We start from the raw sequence: 17,539 nt of genomic DNA on the forward strand, positions 1-17,539 counted from the left end.
ACTCCGGATGGGACGCGCGAGTCTTGCCTTGGCACCGGCCATCGCCATGTCCCATCCGTCACGCCTTCCCCACGTCGTTCACCTGCGGCTGAATACCGCGCCGGATACGGCCGTCATCGCGGATCGCTTGACGCAGCCTGCACGCGCGGTGCCGCAAGGTCTGCGCAGCCGCTTTCCGGAGCCCGCCATGGACATCGTGATGAAGAACGCCCCCCACGCACTCCCCGAACGCTTCGTCTGGCACCGCACCCCCGAAGGCTGCGAACTGCGTCTGGACGATGTCGCCATCGCCGAGGTCAAGCCCCTCAACGCGGGGCTGGTGCTGCGGATCCTGGTGGAAGCCGGCGACATCGCGCCGTTCGAGATGGCCGTGCGTTGCGAAGAGCGCGCGATCGGCTGGGCCACGCAGTGGGCCCGCCAGCGCGCCGGAATGCTCTGCCGGCACGTGGACCGACAGCGCACCGCCGCCTCGGCAGCGCAGGCGCGCGAGGCGGACGCCCCGTCACTGGCCCTGGCGGTCTGATCGTTCGACCGTCGGTGGCGGCGCCGCACCGCCCCCGCGCAGGCCGTGCAGAAACGCCACGCTGCGCTCCATCGCCTGCCTTCCGGCCTCGCTGTCCAGGTTGAACTGGTATTCGTGCGGCAGCGGCGGCGCGTGATCCTTGGGGAAGAACAACGCGTCCACGCGCACGCCCTGCTTCTGCAGCGCCGCGGCCATCGCGTGCGAGTGCGGCTCCAGCGGATCGGCATTGCCGGCGCTGATGAAAGCGGGCGGGAACGCGGGCGTGACATGGCGCGACACGGAAAAGGCGTCCAGTCGCGGATCGTCGAGAAAATCCTTTCGTCCCATGTAGGACCACAGGACGGTCCGCATGAAGCCGGCGAACGGGCTGTCCCATTGCACCAGGCTGGCATCGTAAGGTCCGCAGAACAGCAGCGTACCGGCGAGCTGCCGCGGCGCCAGCGCAGGCGTGATGCCGATGCGGCGCGCATGATCCGGCGAGGTGATGGCGTTGGCCAGCTCGGCCGCGATCTGGGCGCCGGCCGAATCGCCTGCCAGCACGATGCGGTCGGCATCGATGTTCAATGCGTCGGCGTGCGCCTGCAGGTAGGACAGCGCCGCGTTGACCTGGCGCGTGGGCGTGGGCCAGGTGGCGCCGGGGGCGATGCTGTAGTCCACGTTGGCCACCACGAACCCGCGCGCGGCGAGGATCTTCAGGTAGTGGGCCACGTCCTGCCGCCGGCCGGATACGAAACCCCCGCCGTGCACCCACACCACGGTGGTCAATCGTTCGTGGCCGCCCTGCACGTTCGGCGGGTAATACACGTCCAGCAGCGCGTCGGGATCGGTCGCGTCGTAACGCACTGCAGCGCGTTCCGTCACCCCCGCGGGCAGGTGCTTGCGCAGCGCTTCGCTGGCCTCCGCCGCGCCCCGGTCGAACACCCAGCGGATCAACAGCACCGAGGGCCAGGGACTCAGCTGGAACGCCGCCCATGTGCCGACACCCAACACGCCCAGCGCCAGTGCCACGCGCAGTGCCCAGCGGCGCACCGTTCCCCCGCGTCCTTCTCCCGCCGTCATGTCCCCCCCCCCCCCGCCGACCATTCGCTGGCGCCGATGGTGCGCCATTGCGCGCCGGATACAAGGGCCAAACACAAAAAAGCCACCGGGCTGGCGCGTCGCCCGGTGGCTTGGGGTCGCACGCCGGCCTCTCGCCGGCGCGCACCGCACTCAGTGGCCGCTGCCGGCCGCGAGCTTGTCCAGGTCGATGCCCTGGTTGCGCAGCGTGCGGGTGGCCGCGATGGCGTAGAACGCCAGATACGCGAAGCACGCCACGCCGACGATGAAACTGAAATGCACGCCGACCTTGTCGGCCAGCAGGCCCTGCGCAAGGCTGACCAGGCCGCCGCCCATGATCATCATGATCAGCAGACTGCTGCCCTGGTTGGTCTTGTCCCCCAGGCCGGTGATGGCCAGGGCGAAGATGCACGGCCACATGGTGCTGCAGAACAGGCCCACGCTGATGAAAGCCACCACGCTGGTCCAGCCGGTGGTGAACATGCCGATCAGCAGCGCCGCGATGCCGCAGGCGGCGAAGTACAGCAGCATGCGCGCCGGATTGCCCTTGCTCGCCAGCGTGGCCAGGATCATCAGCACGATGACGGCGGCGTAGCCGAAGAACTGCGAGACTTCGTGCTTCATGATGGCGTTGACGGCCAGGAACACGCCGAACGCCACGTAGGGCAGCAGCAGCGTCAGCCAGCGCTTGGCACCGGCGCCCACGTTGAACGCGCCCGCCGCGCCACCCCAGCGGCCGATCATCAGGCTGGCCCAGTACAGCGACACGAACGGCGCGATCTGCGACGTCTCCAGGCCCAGGCCTTCCGGCGACTCCAGGTACGCCGGCAGGTTGCTGATGGTGGACACTTCCACGCCGACGTAGACGAAGATGGCAATCATGCCCAGCACCAGCTGCGGATAGCCCAGCGCCGACTTCCTGTGGATCAGCTTGCTGCTGTCCTGCGCTTCGGATTCGGACAGCTTCTCCAGGTCGATGTGGTTGGGCACCGAGGAGAACTTCAGGAAGATCGCCACCAGGATGAAGGCCACGCCCAGCACCAGGTAAGGCGTCTTGACGCTCTCGATGCTGGCTTCGGTGCCGCCCGACAGCACGCTGCCGAAGATCGCCACGCTGACCAGCAGCGGGCCGATGGTGGTGCCGAAGTTGTTGATGCCACCGGCCAGCGTCAGCCGCTGCGCGCCGGTCTTGGGGTCACCGATGACGATGGCCAGCGGATTGGCCGCGATCTGCTGCAGCGAGAAGCCCAGGCCCACGATGAACAGGCCGGACAGCATCAGGTTGAAGGAACCGGTGTTGGCTGCGGGATAGAACAGCAACGTGCCCAGCGCGGAGATCACCAGGCCCAGGCAGATGCCGTTCTTGTAGCCGATGCGGTTGAGCAGATCCAGGCCCATGACCTTGGATATCGCCACGTAGATCAGCGAGCCTACGGTGTAGGCCACGTAGAACGCGACGGCCACGTACTGGCTCTGTGCCTGCGTCAGGTTGAAGGCTTTCTTGAACACCGGGATCAGGATGTCGTTGCTGGCCGCAACGAAGCCCCAGAAGAAGAACACGGTGATCAGCACGCCGAACTGCGACCATCGGGTGGTTTGGGTGGTCATGTATTGGTATGCCTACTGGTAAGGTATCCGGACGGAACGGCCAGCCTACGTAGCCGCCGCGCGATTGCAACTTGCACTGCGGCAGCGCCCCGCGACGACATCGCGGGACGCTGCGCGAATGGCCTTACTGCGCGCACTTCACCACGTCGGCGCCATCGGCCGCGCCGGCCACCACCTGGATGTCGGTGAAGGCCGCGGCGAACGGCGCATCGGCGGTGATGCTGAAAGGCGTATCCACGCCGGTCAGGTCCGCGCCCAGCTTGCCGAAACAGGCCAGCGGCACCTTGACGGTCTGCTTCCTGCCGACGGCGTCGCCGGAGAAGGTCGCGGTCAGGTCCAGGCTCGCGCCGCACGCTGCGCCGCACCCCAGGGTGAACTGCACCGGCTTGGCCGGCGCCTGTTTGACCACCACGTCGAACTGCACCACGCCACGCGCCGTCGCCATCGCGGCCAGGTTGTTCTTAGACGGGTTGCGGGCGAAGAAGCGCGCGGGCGCCAGCCAGGTCACTTCCTTGGCATCCTGCTGCGTGTTGACCTGCACGGTGGCCACCTGCAACGCGGGCTTGGCCTGCGGCCAGCGCTGGGTGGCGTTCATGTCGTTGCCCACGGCCTGGGTCGCGCCGCCGGCTTCCATATGCAGGGTGAAGGGCGCGATGTCGGACTGCTTGAAGATGCCCAGCGCGGTGGCCTCACCGCAGCTCGCTGTCGCGTCTTCGGGCAGCGTGCCGACCTGCTTGGTGTCGCCGTAACGCAGGCCGCTGTCCAGCGCGAACTGCGGCGTGCTGTCGGCGTTCGGACAGGCCACCGCGGGCCACGGGAACGTCAGCTTGCCGCGGAAGTCGTGCGCCGGCTTGCCGTCCGCACCCGCCACGAGCACGTCGGTGATGCCCTTGCCTTCCGTGCCCGGCAGCCACGCCGCGACGAAGCTGCTGGACAGGTTGAGCAGATCGTTCGCGTACAGCGCGCGGCCGGACAGGAACACCGTCACCACCGGCTTGCCCGTGGCCGCCGCAGCCTTCAGCACGGCCAGGTCTTCGGGGTGACGACGGCTGTGGGCCATCGTGTCGGACGGCACGATGTCGCCGTTGGTCTCGGCATACGGCGTTTCGCCGATGGCCGCGACGACGACGTCGTAACTGGCCGGGTCCACGCCCTCCGCGCTGTCGCGCAGGATGACATTGGCCTCGCCCAGCTGCTCGCGCAGCCCGGCGGCGATGCTGTCGGCGTTGGGGAAGTCGGCATTGGTGTTGTCGGTGCCCTGCCAGGTCAGCGACCAGCCACCGGTCTGGTGGGAGATGCTGTCCGCGCTCTTGCCGACCAGCAACACACGCTGGCCCTTCTTCAGCGGCAGGGTGGCGCCATCGTTCTTCAACAGTACCAGCGACTCACGCACGGCACGGCGGGCCAGGTCGCGATGCACCAGCGACTCGGGCTTGCCGGCGAACTGGCTGGCGGACGGCTTGTGCTCCCACAGGCGTGCGCGCAGCTTCACGCGCAGGATGCGGGTGACGGCGTCGTCGATGCGGGCCTGCGGGATTTCGCCGGACTTCACCTGGGCGATGGTGTTGGCGATGAAGGACTTCCATGCATCCGGCACCATCACCATGTCGATGCCGGCGTTGATCGCCTGCGGGCAGCTGTCGTCCTTGCAACCGGTCACCTGGCCGATGCCGTTCCAGTCGGACACCACGAAGCCGTCGAAGCCCATCTTCTCCTTCAGGGCCACGGTCAGGAGGTCGCGGGAGCCGTGCATCTTGCCGTAGTCCTTGCCGGCGGCGATGTCGTTCCAGCTGTTGAACGAGGCCATCACCGTCTGCACGCCGGCCTCGATGGCACCGTAGTACCCCTGCCCGTGCACGTTGATCATCTGCGCCTGCGTGACCAGCGCATTGCCCTGGTCCTTGCCGCCGTCGGTGGCGCCGTCGCCGATGAAATGCTTGGCGGTGGCGACCACGTTGCCGTCCTTGTCCAGCAGCCCCTGCATGCCCTTGACGTAGGCGGCCGCGTATTCGCGGATCAGCGCGGGCTGGGAGGAATAGCTCTCGTAGGTGCGTCCCCAGCGCGCGTTCTGCGCGACCGCGACGGTCGGCGCGAACGTCCAGGTCACGCCGGTGGCGCGCGTGGACTGGCCGGTGGCTTCGGCGATGCGCTCGATCAGTTCGACGTCATGCGCGGCGCCCAGGCCGATGTTGTGCGGGAAAATGGTGGCGCCGTAGACGTTGCTGTGTCCGTGCACGGCGTCGGTGCCCCAGATCACCGGCACCGGGATCTTCGCATCCGTGCCCATCGAGGCGTCGTAGTAGGCATCGGCCAGCGCGACCCAATCCTGCACGCTGGCGTGCTTGTTCTTTGCCGGCCAGGAACCGCCACCGTTCAGCACCGAGCCGATGTAGTACTGGCGCACTTCCTCCGGCGTGATCGACTTGATCTCCGGCTGCACCATCTGACCGACTTTCTGCTCCAGCGTCATGCTGGACAGGATTTCGGCCAAGCGGGCCTCGATGGCCGGGTCCTTCGCGAACCGGCTTTCCAGTGCCGGCCAGTCCTTCAGTTCGGCGGAGGCATCCGCGGCGGCGACAGGCGGGGTTTCGGCATCCTTCTGGCCGGTACACGACAGGCAGGCCAGCAGGCTGGCCCCCAGCAGGGTCATTCGGATCGACTTCACTCGCATCTCCCTCGGTGTTGGCGGCGCGCACGCGGTCCGCGGCAGGACCTGCGCGGCGCCGGAATGGCCGACGGGATGCGGGGGCATGCCCCGCATCCCGTCAGGTACTGCGGCACTCACACGTTGTGTGCGATCACAGCTTGTAGCGGAAGCCCAGCAGGTACTGGCGGCCGTATTCCTTGTATTCCGACGGCAGGAAGATCGTCTGGTCGATACCGCCCGCCGTGGTTTCCGTGCGATAGGGCTCGTTGGTCACATTGTTAACCTGCAGCAGCACGGACAGGCCCGAAAGCTTGCTCGTCTCGGGGAAGTCGTAGCCCACCTGGAGGTCCATGGTGCTTTCGGCCATGGTGTTCTGGTAGATCCTGTCCCCGAACAGCGAGGCGTACTCGCCACGGTACTCATCGCGATAACGCTGGCTGATCCGCGCCGAGAAACCATGCTTTTCGTAGTACACGGTGGCATTGGCGACGACCTTCGACAGGCCTGGCAGGGTATCGGTGCTGGAACCGCCCGGACCATCGGGATCAATGGACGACTCGGTGTAGGACGCATTGAGCAGCAAGCCGAAGCCGTCCAGCGAAGGATGGATCATGTCGCCGCCAATCGCCCCACTGAGTTCCGCGCCGCGCATGTAGCCGCCGCTGCCATTGACGGGCGTGCTGAAATTGCCCCAGTTGGAGATCGGGGTGATTCCCAGATCGTCGTACCCGGTGAAATCCCAGCGCACGTTCTGCGTGTAGATGTAGGTTTCGAGGCTCTTGTAGAACACGGCCAGGGCCGCGTAGGTGGTGGGGCCGAAGTACTTCTCTAGGGAGATGTCATACGCCGTTGCGCGATAAGGCTCCAGCTTCGGGTTGCCACCACTTCCGCTCCATTCGCGCGTGGTGACATCGACACCGGCCGTGGTGTACGCGCCCATCTGCTCGATGGGGCCGCGCATCAGCGTTTTCGCCGCAGCGAAGCGCAGCAGCAGACCATCACCGAAGTCGGCCGACAGATTCATGCTGGGCAGGATGTCGCCGTAGGAGGCTCCGATGGTCTGTCCGCCCGCGATCACCCAGTCATTCGACGCATCGCGCGCCACGGTCGGACCGGTGGAACTCTGCTCGGAGCGGACGTACTGCACGCCGACATTGCCGCGCAGACGGATCGTGTCGGTCATGTCCAGGTCGATGTTCGCCTTGGCATAGAAGGTCTTGATGTCCTCCTCGATGCCGTAGTTCTTCATCAGGTCATTTTCGCTGGCTTCGTAGCGCAGATCGTAGAAACGGCCGAGCAGGTCCCTGGCATTGAAGTTGATCACGTCGCCCAGACCGATGAAATCCATCGATGCGTGACCATGCGGCACGGCGTCCATCCGGATCGGCGTGCGGCCGTTCTTCAGGTCGACGTAGTAGGCCACGTAATCGCGGTCCTTGTTCCGGCGCGTGACGTTGACGCCCACGTCGTAACTGCGCAGGAAGTCCGACGACTCGACGAGACGGTTAAGCTCGATCCGCCCCGACTTCAACGTATCCTCGGTCGACGCCACGTCCGTTCTGCCGTCACGTCCCCAGCCCATCGCATCCATGCCCAGGTAGATCTGGGTGGGATCGTCCAGTCCCGGGATGTTGAAGCTGTTGAAACCCTTGCCGGTCTGCAGGTTGAAGTCGATGGTCCGCGGCGTACCGAACGCGGATTGCAGTTCCAGCGTCGAGCGCGTGCTCTCCGCGCGGGAGTAGCTCAGATCGGTCTTCAGCGTGTAGATGTCGCCCCACTTGATGGTGTTCGCCCAACCCGCCGAGAACAACTTGTCTTCGCGCGTGTTGACTTCATTGAGCATGTTCAACGCGCCGACATTGTTGAGCGTTCCGCTGGTGACCACCGGAACTCCGCCCACCGTCGTCGTGCCGACGTTGGTGTAGGTCACCGGATTGCCACCCGCGTCCCTCCACCACGGGTCGTTGTTCCACATGATGCTGTTTTCCACTTCGTCCTGATCGAACGTGGAGTGGTAGACATCGAGGATGCTGTGGAACGTGTCGCTGGGCTTGAACTCGAACACCGCCATGACGCCGTCACGGGTGATGTCGCGCGACTTCAGCGAAGCTTCGCCCGCCTGCCGCGCCACCGCGTCGGCGGGCTTGCCCGCCTGGGGAGCGCCCCAGGTGTCGGGATTGCCCCACCACCATGCTTTTTCCTGCTGCTCCTGGAAGGGCGAATCCATGCGGGCCACGCCGATGGCGAAGCCGATGGTGTCGTTGGCGAACTGGTCAACGTACGACGCACTGGCGCGGTAACCCTTGTCGCTGCTGCCGTCGATCAGCTTGCCCAGCGAGTTGTACTCGCCCTGTCCACTGAAAGTGATCCGGCGGCCGTCGAAATCCAGCGGGCGGATCGACTGCATGTCGACGGTACCCGAGAGTCCCTGCCCCACCAGCGAAGCATCCGGCGTCTTGTAGACGGTGACGCCGTTGATCAGTTCGGCCGGGTACTGGTCCAGCTCCACGCCGCGACTGCCGCCGGTGCTGACCTGCTCGCGGCCATTGAGCAGCGTGCCGCCGAACTGCTCGGACATGCCGCGGATGTGGATAACCTGGGCGCGTCCATCCACGCGCTGCATGGTCAGGCCGGGAAGGCGAGAAATGGAGTCGGCGATGCTGATGTCAGGCAGCTTGCCGATGTCTTCGGCAGATACCACTTCCACGATCGACGTGGATTCGTTCTTGGTTTCGACCGCGGTCGCGATGGCGGCGCGGATGCCGGTGACGCGGACGGTGTCCAGCGTCTCGACGCTCTGCTCGGCGGGCGCGGCCTCCGCCTGCTGAGCCTGCGCGGCCAGCGGGAATGCGAGCGCCAGGCAGCACGCCATGGCCAGTTGTTGCTTGCGCAGGGCATGACGATGCGCGCTCGGGCTCATGCCCGCAGCGGGGTTTGTGTGGTGCATATGGTCCCTCTCCGACCGTGGTTGACAGCGCTGTCATATCGAAGCTCCAATGCACTGTCAACAAATTCGTAACATCCCAGTACCGTCGGAGCGCACAGGATTGAATTTGCTTGATGCGCGCCATCTCACAGAGAAATCGTCGCTGCACTGCAGCAAACGCTTTGCGCGGATTCCGGGAGGGATTCGCGGCGCAGCCACGACATCCTCAGAACCAAGGACTCCCGCATGACCCGACCTTTTTCCGGCCGCTTTCATCCCCTGCTCGCCAGCCTCGTCCTGATGGCATGGGCAGGTGCGCCGCGGGCCGCCGAGCAGCCCGCTCCGGCCGACGTGTCGGTATGGATCACCACCGCCGACCACACCCGCGCACTGGCGCCTTCGGCCCCGGCGCGTTTCGCCGGACAAGCGTCCGCGCGGCCGCAGATCGTGGTCGACGACACGCAGCGCTTCCAGGAGATCGTCGGCTTCGGCGCTTCGCTGACCGATTCGTCCGCCTGGCTGATCCAGCACACGCTGGACGCGCGCCAGCGCGATGCCCTGCTGAAAGAGCTGTTCGGCCGCGAGGGAAACGGCCTGGGCTTGAGTTTTTCGCGTCTGACCATCGGCGCGTCCGACTTCTCGCGCCACCACTACAGCCTCAACGACACGCCGGACGGCACGCCGGATCCCGACCTGAAGCACTTCAGCATCGACCAGAACCGCGGCGACGTCATTCCTGTCGCGCGCGCCATGCTGGCCATCAACCCGCAATTGAAGATCATGGCCTCGCCGTGGAGCGCGCCGGGCTGGATGAAGGACAGCAACAGCCTGATCCAGGGGCGCCTGCTGCCGCAGTACTACGATGCCTTCTCCCGCTACCTGCTGAGGTACGTGGATGCCTACGCCGCCGAAGGCATCCCCATCTTCGCGCTGACCGTGCAGAACGAGCCGGACTACGAGCCGAAGGACTATCCCGGCATGCGCCTGAACGCACCTGCGCGCGCTCGGCTGATCGGCGATCACCTGGGCCCGATGATCGCCCGGCGCGGCAGCGGCCCCCTGATCTTCGACTGGGACCACAACTGGGACAAACCGGAAGAACCGATGGGCGTGCTGTCCGACCCGGTCGCCGGCAATTACGTGGATGCCGTGGCCTGGCACTGCTACGGCGGCGACGTGGCGGCGCAGTCGCCCGTGCACGACGCCTTTCCCGACAAGGACGCCTACATGACCGAGTGCTCCGGCGGCGACTGGGAACCGGTGCGCAGTGGCGGACTGCCCCTGCAGATGAAGAACATCATCATCCGCAGCATGCGCCACTGGGCGCGCGGTGCCCTGTTCTGGAATCTGGCGCTGGACGAGAACAACGGCCCCTATGCCGGCGGATGCCACACCTGCCGCGGCGTGGTGACCATCGACTCGCGTACGGGGGAGATCACCCGCACGGACGAGTACTACGCACTGGCGCACGCCAGCCGCTTCGTGCGTCCCGGCGCCCACCGGATCGCCTCGAGCGGGCCGACCGACGATCTGGATAACGTCGCTTTCCGCAACGCCGATGACGGTTCACTGGTCCTGCTGGTGAGCAACTCCGCCATCCAGCCCCGCCGCTTCAGCGTGGTGCATGGCGAGCGCCGGTTCGCCTACACGTTGCCGGCACGCAGCGTGGCGACCTTCGTATGGCGGTCTGACGCAACGCAACACGACTGATTCGCCCGGCTGCGTCCCGAAGTGTCATCCGGGGCGCCATACGCCGTAGTATCCTGCCGCTTTCCCCATGGAGCAGCGGCATGATGCGGCGTATTTCCCTGCTGGTACTGATGGCGGCCTCGGTCCTGCTGGCCGGCTGCGGCAGCGGCATGGTCCGGCGCGTCTCGGATCCCGCCGTGAGCGTGCAGCAACTCACGGTGAAGGCGGACGGCCAGTGGGTGGTCGAACTGCGCCTGCAGAACTACAGCAGCATCCCGATGCGCTTCGACACCGTGAAGGTGGAGGTCCGGGTGGGCGACCAGGCCGCCGGGACGCTCCAGGCGACACCCGGCCTGTCGGTCGGGCCGGAATCGGCCGACGTCGTGACGGTGCCGTTCGCGCCGGCCAGTGCGGCGCGCATCGTGGTCGCCGACGCGCTGGCCGGACGGCGTGGCCTGCCGTACACCCTGACGGGCAGCGCCGACGCAACGCCCGAGGACGCCAAGGTCCGCAGCTTCGATATCGACACCCGCAACACCCTCACTCCCGTTCCCGGCCTGGACGGCGTGCTGCGCTGAACAGCACCCCTCTGCCCGACTTCCCGAGACCCTGCATGAGCGCGTCCTACAAAGCCCCCCTCTCCGACCTCCGCTTCGCCCTGTACGACGTGCTGGGCGTCGAGCCGCTGTTCCAGCGCCTGGGCTATCCCGATGCCACCCGCGACATCCTCGATGCGGTCCTGGACGAAGCCGCCCGCTTCTCCGAAACCGTGCTCGCCCCGCTCAACAGCGTGGGCGACGAGATCGGCAGCACGCTGGACAAGGCCACCGGCGAAGTGACGACGCCGCCAGGGTTTAAGACGGCGTACGCCCAGTTCGTGGAAGGCGGCTGGACGGGCCTGACGGCCTCGCCCGACTTCGGTGGCCAGGGCCTGCCGCACACCATGGGGGTGCCGCTCAACGAGATGGTCAACGCCAGCAACCTGGCGTGGGGCAACTTCCCGCTGCTGTCGCACGGCGCGGTGGAGGCGCTCAAGCACCACGGCGAGGCGTGGCAGCAGGAGGTCTTCCTGAAGCCGCTGGTCGAGGGCCGCTGGACCGGCACCATGTGTCTGACCGAACCCCATTGCGGTACCGATCTGGGCCTGCTGAAGACCAAGGCAGAACCCAATGCGGACGGCAGCTACGCCATCACCGGCACCAAGATCTTCATCACCGCCGGCGAGCACGACCTGACCGACAACATCGTGCACCTGGTCCTGGCCAAGCTGCCGGATGCGCCACCCGGCGCGAAGGGCATCTCGCTGTTCGTCACGCCGAAGTTCAAGGTGGCGCGCGACGGCACCGTGGGTGAGCGCAATGCGCTGGCCTGCGGCTCGATCGAGCACAAGATGGGCATCAAGGCGTCGGTCACCTGCGTGATGAATTTCGACGGCGCGCAGGGCTATCTGGTCGGCCAGCCGCACAAGGGGCTGCAGGCGATGTTCACCATGATGAACACCGCGCGCCTCGGCGTGGGCTTGCAGGGGATCGGCCTGAGCGAGCGCGCTTACCAGAATGCGCTGCGCTATGCGCGCGAGCGCCTGCAGACGCGTTCGCTGAGCGGTCCGAAGTTCTCCGACAAGCCGGCCGACCCGATCATCGTGCATCCCGACGTGCGCCGCATGCTGCTGACGATGAAGTCGCTGATCGAAGGCAGCCGCCTGCTCGCCCTGCATGCCGGCAGCCTGATCGACGTGGCCAACCATGCCGAAGATCCGGCCGAGCGCGAGCGCGCCGACACGCTGGTCAGCTTCCTCACCCCGATCTCGAAGGCCTGCCAGACCGAATGGGGCATCGAGAACACCTATCACGCGCTGCAGTGCTTCGGCGGCCACGGCTACATCCATGAGCACGGCATGGAACAGCTGGCACGCGACGCGCGCATCACCACCCTGTACGAAGGCACCACCGGCATCCAGGCGCTGGACCTGATGGGCCGCAAGACGGCGGCCACGCAGGCGGCAGGCCTGAAGCTGTTCCTCGCCGAGGTGCATGCGTTCGCCCAGCAGCACAAGGACGACGCCACGCTGCGCGAATTCATCGATCCGCTGCAGCAGAAGGCCGCCGAGTGGGCCGCGCTGACGAAGAAGGTGCTGGAACGTGCCGCGACGAATCCGGAGGAGATCGGCGCCGCGAGCACCGACTACCTGTTCTATTCCGGCTACGTGGTGCTGGCCTACTGGTGGGCGCGCAGCGTGGCCGCGGCGCAGGCGTCGGCGCATGGGGACGCGTTCAAGCAGGCCAAGCGCGAGACCGCGCGGTTCTACTTCGCACGCATCCTGCCGCGTACCCTGGCGCACGCGGCCGCCATCGAATCCGGCGCAGACACCCTGATGGCGATGGACGACGCGCACTTCGGGGATTGACCCGGCCGGCCGGAAGCGCGCGGCCTGCGCGCTTCCGGCGAAATCCCTCGCGCGCTATACACATTTCGTCAACATTTGGGTATAACCTGCTTCTCCATGGAAGCAGACAGTGCTCAGCTTCACCTGGTCCAGACCGGTTCTCCGCAAACACCGGTCCCGGCCCCGTCGTCTCCCCGCCCGCACCCCGCCGCCCTGCGCCTGCTGTCGCTGGATGCCCATGGCCGCGTGCTCGACTGGATCAACTGGCAGGACGCGACCTGCCTGTATGCGCGCGGTGCCGTGGCGTGGACACTCGGCGACCCCTGCCTGCACGTGCATGGAGGCGTCAGCCGGCTGACCGGCGAGCAGAGCCTGATCGAGCTGCATCCCATCGTGGCGTCCCGCGGTCATGCCCGTGCGCATGCGCTGTCGCCGACGCCCACGCTGACCAATACGGCCCTGTTCGCCCGCGACGCGCACCTGTGCCTGTACTGCGGCCACGAATTCTCCCGTCCTCACCTCACCCGCGACCACGTCCTGCCGCTGTCCAAGGGCGGCAAGGACGTCTGGGAGAACGTGGTGACGGCCTGCTTCCACTGCAATTCACGCAAGAGCAACCGCACGCCGCAGCAGGCGCACATGCCGCTGCTGGCCGTGCCGTACCGGCCCAGCTGGATCGAGCACCTGATCCTGTCCAACCGCAACATCCTGGCGGACCAGATGGCATTCCTGAAGGCGCAGCTGCCCAAGAAGTCGAAACTTTCGGCCTGATCCGCCGCCGGCGTCGGACATCCGGCCGTACGGCCACCTGAACATCCTGTCGACGCCTACCCGGCGCATGTTGTGGGCGTTTTTCCACCCACTTCACCCCTTTGCTTGCCCCGCTTCACACAAGAGGGGGAAAATAGCGGGCCAGACCAATACCAGCCCGATGATCGACGCAGCCCGCTATCCCCGCCTGTCCCGGATCCAGATCCCGGCCGACCTGCGCCAGTTCGACGAGTCCGAACTGCCCGCCATCGCCGAGGAGCTGCGCGGCTACCTGATCGAGTCGGTGGGCCGCAGCGGTGGCCACTTCGGCGCCGGACTGGGCGTCATCGAGCTGACCGTGGCGCTGCACTACCTGTACGAGACGCCGCACGACCGACTCGTGTGGGATGTCGGCCACCAGTGCTATCCGCACAAGATCCTCACCGGCCGCCGCGACACGATCCATACGGTCAAGCAGAAGGACGGCGTGGCGCCGTTCCCCAAGCGCGAGGAAAGCGAGTACGACACCTTCGGCGTGGGGCATTCCTCCACCTCGATCTCCGCCGCGCTGGGCATGGCCATCGCGCTGGCGCAGCAGGGCGACGACCGCAAGGTGGTGGCGGTGATCGGCGACGGCGCGATGACGGCCGGCATGGCGTTCGAAGCGCTCAACCATGCCGGCGGCATGGAACCCGAACCGAACCTGCTGGTGATCCTCAACGACAACCAGATGTCGATCTCCGAGAACGTCGGCGGTCTGACCAAGATGCTGGGCCGGCTGAGCAGCAGCCGCACGCTCAACGCGCTGCGCGAAGGCGGCAAGAAGCTGCTCGGCGACAAGAAGAAGCCGCCGGCCCGCTTCATGCGCCGCTGGGAAGAGCACTGGAAGGGCATGTTCGTGCCGTCCACGTTGTTCGAACAGATGGGCTTCCACTACACAGGACCGATCGACGGCCACGATGTCGACGCGCTCGTGGGCGCACTGAAGACGCTGAAGACCCTCAAGGGTCCGCAGCTGCTCCACATCCTGACCACCAAGGGCAAGGGCTACGAGCTGGCCGAGGGCGACCAGATCGGTTACCACGCGGTGGGCCCGTTCGATCCCGAGAAGGGCCTGGTCAGCAAGGGCGGCGCGAAGAAGCCGACCTACACCGACATCTTCAGCGACTGGCTGTGCGACATGGCCGCCACCGAACCGAAGCTGCTGGGGATCACGCCGGCGATGCGCGAAGGTTCCGGCCTGGTGCGCTTCAGCAGGGAGTATCCCGACCGCTACTTCGACGTCGCCATCGCGGAACAGCATGCGGTGACCCTGGCGGCGGGCATGGCCTGCGAAGGCAGCAAGCCGGTGGTCGCGATCTATTCGACGTTCCTGCAGCGCGGTTACGACCAGCTGGTGCACGACGTGGCCATCCAGCAGCTGGACGTGCTGTTCGCGATCGACCGCGGCGGCGTGGTCGGCCCCGACGGCGCCACGCATGCCGGCAACCTGGACCTGAGCTACCTGCGCTGCGTGCCGCACATGGTGGTGATGGCCCCGGCCGACGAAAACGAGTGCCGGCAGATGCTGAGCACCGGCTACCACTTCAACGGCCCGGCCGCCGTGCGCTATCCGCGCGGCACCGGCCCCGGCGTGGCGATCGAATCGAACCTGGATACGCTGCCGATCGGCAAGGCGGACCTGCGCGTGCGTGGCACGCGCGTGGCGCTGCTGGCCTTCGGCTCGACCGTCGCCGCCGCGGAACAGGTGGGCCGCGAGCTGGGCCTGACCGTGGTGAACATGCGTTTCGTGAAACCGCTGGACCGCGACCTGCTGCTTGACCTGGCGAGGAACCACCAGGGCTTCATCACCATCGAGGACAACGTGGTGATGGGCGGTGCTGGCTCCGGCGTGGCCGAACTGCTCAATGCCGAAGGCATCACCCTGCCCGTGCTGCATCTGGGTCTGCCGGACGAATTCCAGCACCACGCCAGCCGCGAGGACCTGCTGGCCGAAGCCGGCATCGACGCGGCCGGCATCCGCGGCAGTGTGCTCAAGCGCTGGCCGACACTGGCCGTGGTCCCGAAGACCGCGGCAGGCTGAGTCCCGCGAAGGCGCCGGATCACTCCGGCGCTTCCACCTCGTATCCCTTGGCCTGCAGCGCCGCGAGATAACCGCCGGGCTTGACCAGCTGCCATACCGGCACGGTGGCGAAGGTGATCCGGTTCTTCTGCAGCGCGCCTTCGGCGACCTCCATCCAGCGCGCCTGCATGCGCGCTTCCACGTCGGAAATGCCGCGCTTGCGCGCCGTCTCGGTGTTGAACCAGGCCAGCTCGCAGGCCTGCTGCCAGTCCTGCCGCGCCCCGGACCGCAACGCCGGCCAGTCCCCCACCGCCCAGGCATTGGCACGCGCCGCCACGTGCGGCAGATCGCCCTCGATGACATCGAGCGTCTTGCTGAAACAGGCGAGATCCTCGGGCTTGAGGGTTTCCTTGCGGAAATCCGCCAGCGCCGCACGCGGATCGTCCAGTTTGATGTTCAGCACCGTCGGCGTACGCTTCATCTTGCGCCGCTTCAACACGGCATCGATCACCGGATTGATGACGCCGCCCTCGCGCAGGCCCGAGTCCGACAAGGCTTCGGAGTAAAGCTGGAACGCCGCAATCAGCGGACGCTTCTTCTCGATGCCTCCGTCACGTCCCATGTAGCGCTGCTTCAGCACGGCCCAGCGGGCGTACAACGCGGGCGGCAGGACGTCCTGCAGCTTCTGTCCGTCCGGGTTCTTGGAGGCCCTCATCGCGGAAGGCAGCAGCGTGAGTCCACGGAAGAAGCCGATATCGGTACCGACGCTGATGCCGGGCGAGGCCAGTACCTCGTCCGCGAGTTGCAGGACCTGGTCGACCTCATCGGAGCGCCAGGTGATGTTCTTCGGCAGCGGCGACTGCGTGCCCAGCACATACAGCAGGTGATCGCCCTGGCGCACCTTCCACAGGCCGGGCCCGGGCTGCACGCCGGCGACGACCACGGCCTCCATGTCGATCACGCCGGTCCCGGCCACCGGCGGCACCGGTTCGCTCTCCGGAACATCCTGTGCATGTGCGGGGGCCCACGCGACCAGCAACGACAGCCACAACATGCCGTAGAACGACAAACGCATCGCGGCGACTCCAAGCGGAAGGATCGCGGAAGTTTGCCTTTGGGAAAGACGGACGGCGCGCAGCGTGTAGCGGCCGAGGGGGTTTCCGTTCAGGCGACCTTGCCGCCCGCATCGCGCAGCGTGCGCGCGACCTCGCTGCCGCTCTGCATCAGCTCGAAGCCCTGCCAGCTGAAGCCCGGGGACACCGAGCAATCCACCAGCGTGTACTCGCCGAGTGAACGCGCGCTTTGCCAGATGCCCGCGGGCACCACCTGGTTGGCCTGGCCTCCCCGGGCGGAGGTATCCAGTTGCACCCGGGTCAGCGTGCGCTGCTCGGGATCGAACATCGACAGCTCCAACGGACTGCCTTCGTGCCAGTCCCAGACCTCGGTGGCATCCACCCGGTGCCAGCGTGTCGTCACGTCGGCCGGCAACAGGAACTTGATGGCCGTCAGCGTCGGCCGCTCGATCCCATTCACTTCGGTGCGCTTGGCCGATTCGTATACCCGGCGGAAGTGCCCCCCCTCGGGATGCGGCGCCAACTGCAGCGTGCGGATCAGCTCTTCGGCTCTTGGATGCATGGGCGTTCCTGTATGCAGAGCGGAGGGCCCGCCGTCGCCGGGCGCGTGCGCCGGGCACAAAAAAGCCCACGCTTGAGCGCAGGCTTGATGTCGAACCGCGATTGGTCGGGACGGCCGGATTTGAACCGACGACCCTCTGCCCCCCAGGCAGATGCGCTACCAGGCTGCGCTACGCCCCGAATCTCGCGGATCGGCCCGCCTTGCGACGGGCCGCGCATTATAGCCGGAATTCGCCGGCGACTCCCAGCAGGAGCGCC

Annotated in this window: 12 protein-coding genes and 1 tRNA gene; 6 read left to right on the forward strand and 7 right to left on the reverse strand. The window is 66.7% G+C overall.

Annotated elements, in window-relative coordinates; translation table 11 throughout:
- Positions 1–28: 28 nt before the first annotated feature.
- Positions 29–523, forward strand: coding sequence for a hypothetical protein (locus IAE60_RS17265; RefSeq protein ID WP_187573178.1), 495 nt, complete (start codon positions 29–31; stop codon positions 521–523).
- Here the strand turns inward: IAE60_RS17265 and IAE60_RS17270 are convergent.
- The 4 genes from IAE60_RS17270 to IAE60_RS17285 form a co-directional block, all read right to left on the reverse strand.
- Complete coding sequence (locus IAE60_RS17270; RefSeq protein WP_222937157.1) at positions 503–1,552, reverse strand: alpha/beta hydrolase; 1,050 nt, start codon at positions 1,550–1,552, stop codon at positions 503–505. The two genes, IAE60_RS17265 and IAE60_RS17270, sit on opposite strands and share 21 nt — an antisense overlap.
- 180 nt (positions 1,553–1,732) lie before the next feature.
- On the reverse strand, positions 1,733–3,187 hold the full coding sequence (locus IAE60_RS17275; RefSeq protein ID WP_185896761.1) for an MFS transporter: 1,455 nt from the start codon (positions 3,185–3,187) through the stop codon (positions 1,733–1,735).
- Between the two features lie 124 nt (positions 3,188–3,311).
- A complete protein-coding gene (locus IAE60_RS17280) occupies positions 3,312–5,858 on the reverse strand; it encodes a glycoside hydrolase family 3 protein (protein WP_425504480.1) in 2,547 nt (848 codons plus the stop codon).
- Positions 5,859–5,985: 127 nt separating this feature from the next.
- Positions 5,986–8,754, reverse strand: coding sequence for a TonB-dependent receptor (locus IAE60_RS17285; RefSeq protein WP_187573180.1), 2,769 nt, complete (start codon positions 8,752–8,754; stop codon positions 5,986–5,988).
- A 252-nt stretch (positions 8,755–9,006) separates the two neighbouring features.
- Here IAE60_RS17285 and IAE60_RS17290 point away from each other — a divergent pair, with 252 nt between their 5' ends.
- The 5 genes from IAE60_RS17290 to dxs all read left to right on the forward strand — a co-directional run bounded on the left by IAE60_RS17290 (position 9,007) and on the right by dxs (position 15,668).
- Positions 9,007–10,470 (forward strand): glycoside hydrolase family 30 protein, encoded by a 1,464-nt coding sequence (locus tag IAE60_RS17290; RefSeq protein ID WP_187573181.1) that lies wholly within the window; start codon positions 9,007–9,009, stop codon positions 10,468–10,470.
- Positions 10,471–10,553: 83 nt separating this feature from the next.
- Positions 10,554–11,027, forward strand: a complete 474-nt coding sequence (locus IAE60_RS17295) for an LEA/WHy family protein (RefSeq protein WP_187574796.1) — start codon at positions 10,554–10,556, stop codon at positions 11,025–11,027.
- 35 nt (positions 11,028–11,062) lie between these two features.
- A complete protein-coding gene (locus IAE60_RS17300; protein ID WP_187573182.1) occupies positions 11,063–12,856 on the forward strand; it encodes an acyl-CoA dehydrogenase C-terminal domain-containing protein in 1,794 nt (597 codons plus the stop codon).
- Between the two features lie 96 nt (positions 12,857–12,952).
- Entirely contained in the window at positions 12,953–13,606 is a 654-nt protein-coding gene (locus tag IAE60_RS17305; RefSeq protein WP_187573183.1) for an HNH endonuclease, read from the forward strand.
- Between the two features lie 160 nt (positions 13,607–13,766).
- Positions 13,767–15,668, forward strand: coding sequence for a 1-deoxy-D-xylulose-5-phosphate synthase (gene dxs, locus IAE60_RS17310; protein WP_187573184.1), 1,902 nt, complete (start codon positions 13,767–13,769; stop codon positions 15,666–15,668).
- A gap of 19 nt (positions 15,669–15,687) precedes the next feature.
- Here the strand turns inward: dxs and IAE60_RS17315 are convergent, their stop codons facing one another.
- The 3 genes from IAE60_RS17315 to IAE60_RS17325 form a co-directional block, all read right to left on the reverse strand.
- On the reverse strand, positions 15,688–16,722 hold the full coding sequence (locus tag IAE60_RS17315; RefSeq protein WP_187573185.1) for a TraB/GumN family protein: 1,035 nt from the start codon (positions 16,720–16,722) through the stop codon (positions 15,688–15,690).
- An 89-nt stretch (positions 16,723–16,811) separates the two neighbouring features.
- Positions 16,812–17,282, reverse strand: a complete 471-nt coding sequence (locus IAE60_RS17320; RefSeq protein WP_162110552.1) for a cupin domain-containing protein — start codon at positions 17,280–17,282, stop codon at positions 16,812–16,814.
- A 102-nt stretch (positions 17,283–17,384) separates the two neighbouring features.
- Positions 17,385–17,461, reverse strand: a tRNA-Pro gene (locus tag IAE60_RS17325).
- Positions 17,462–17,539: the final 78 nt, after the last annotated feature.

This window comes from Pseudoxanthomonas mexicana (genome assembly GCF_014397415.1).
Taxonomy (GTDB): Bacteria; Pseudomonadota; Gammaproteobacteria; order Xanthomonadales; family Xanthomonadaceae; genus Pseudoxanthomonas_A; species Pseudoxanthomonas_A mexicana.

Bases quoted from the DNA above. Each gene is read 5' to 3' on its own strand.
- IAE60_RS17275 (WP_185896761.1), bottom strand. From the start codon at position 3,187: ATGACCACCCAAACCACCCGATGGTCGCAGTTCGGCGTGCTGATCACC.
- IAE60_RS17280 (WP_425504480.1), bottom strand. From the start codon at position 5,858: ATGCGAGTGAAGTCGATCCGAATGACCCTGCTGGGGGCCAGCCTGCTG.
- IAE60_RS17285 (WP_187573180.1), bottom strand. From the start codon at position 8,754: ATGAGCCCGAGCGCGCATCGTCATGCCCTGCGCAAGCAACAACTGGCC.
- IAE60_RS17290 (WP_187573181.1), top strand. From the start codon at position 9,007: ATGACCCGACCTTTTTCCGGCCGCTTTCATCCCCTGCTCGCCAGCCTC.
- IAE60_RS17295 (WP_187574796.1), top strand. From the start codon at position 10,554: ATGCGGCGTATTTCCCTGCTGGTACTGATGGCGGCCTCGGTCCTGCTG.
- IAE60_RS17300 (WP_187573182.1), top strand. From the start codon at position 11,063: ATGAGCGCGTCCTACAAAGCCCCCCTCTCCGACCTCCGCTTCGCCCTG.
- IAE60_RS17305 (WP_187573183.1), top strand. From the start codon at position 12,953: ATGGAAGCAGACAGTGCTCAGCTTCACCTGGTCCAGACCGGTTCTCCG.
- dxs (WP_187573184.1), top strand. From the start codon at position 13,767: ATGATCGACGCAGCCCGCTATCCCCGCCTGTCCCGGATCCAGATCCCG.
- IAE60_RS17315 (WP_187573185.1), bottom strand. From the start codon at position 16,722: ATGCGTTTGTCGTTCTACGGCATGTTGTGGCTGTCGTTGCTGGTCGCG.
- IAE60_RS17320 (WP_162110552.1), bottom strand. From the start codon at position 17,282: ATGCATCCAAGAGCCGAAGAGCTGATCCGCACGCTGCAGTTGGCGCCG.